The organism is Streptococcus oralis, from assembly GCF_001075875.1.
Classification (GTDB): domain Bacteria; phylum Bacillota; class Bacilli; order Lactobacillales; family Streptococcaceae; genus Streptococcus; species Streptococcus oralis_I.
In genome coordinates, this window is sequence record NZ_JUOS01000206.1 from 1 (window position 1) to 996 (window position 996).

A 996-nucleotide genomic window follows, 5' to 3' on the forward strand; every position below is an offset into this window, starting at 1 on the left:
AGACCTATTTCAAGTTTTAGGTTAGCTAACTTTTGAAATTGTCTAAGGTCTTCGTCTGTAAAGTCATAGGCAACTGTATAACTTAATTGATGAGTTCTTGGATTTCTACTGATAGGAATTTTAATTTTCTTAAATTCCTTGCCACTTATCTCTTTAATCAGTTGGATCCAATTTTTAAGAGTAGAGGTAGAGTTTAGGCCAGAAATTTGATTGACTAACTCTTTATTGGTCATCTTTTTGTGAAACCTCCGAAATTTTTTTGTGCAACTGAGGAGTTTTCTGTGGTATAATTGTTACATAATATGTTTTGATCTTGGAACGAACGGCACATTTGTTTCAAGATTTTTTTATTTTGTCGAATCTTACCTCCTTTATTAAAATTTTTAAAATCGACTACTAATTACATACGCTTTTACCCCCTTTTATGCTATAATATTCTCAATGGAATATTTAATCTCAAAATAAATATTCCTTATGGAATAATTCTATTTTATACCGTTTAGAATATTTTGTCAAGAAAAAATATACGAATAAGAATATCTATAGGAGAATTATGTATACAGAGGATTATAAATTTTCAGAGAGGTTAAAAACTCTCAGAAAATCAAAAAAGTTAACTCAAGTACAAATATCGGAATTAATTGGAGTTCAACAAGGGACATATTCTCGGTGGGAGAATGGAACGTTAGAACCAGGATTAGAATTCGTTGTGAAATTAGCAAATATCTTTGGTACTACTACAGATTATTTGCTGGGACAAAAACCTTATTCAATTATCAGTAGTTTACCTCTAGAACAATTAGATCTTACCAATATTGCAAACTTTTCAAAGGATGAGTTTGATATTTTGAAACATTCAATAGGAGTTTCGGTGGCAAGAAATAAAATAAAGGCAACAGAACTAAAAGATAGAGTTATAGAAAAAAATCAGTTGTCAGAAAAAGATGCAGAACTTTTGAATAAGATTTTTGAAGAAGTTAAAACTTATTGGGAAAA

The 996-nt window shown here is 29.5% G+C and carries 1 protein-coding gene and 1 pseudogene; one reads left to right on the forward strand and one right to left on the reverse strand.

Features of this window, described 5'->3' with window-relative positions; genetic code table 11:
* Window positions 1–233, reverse strand: a pseudogene (locus ADM33_RS10400) (hypothetical protein); the annotation flags it as partial.
* Between the two features lie 320 nt (window positions 234–553).
* Between ADM33_RS10400 and ADM33_RS10405 the strand changes: the two are divergent.
* Window positions 554–996: helix-turn-helix domain-containing protein (locus ADM33_RS10405; RefSeq protein ID WP_049505081.1), on the forward strand; the 443-nt coding region annotated here is incomplete at its 3' end.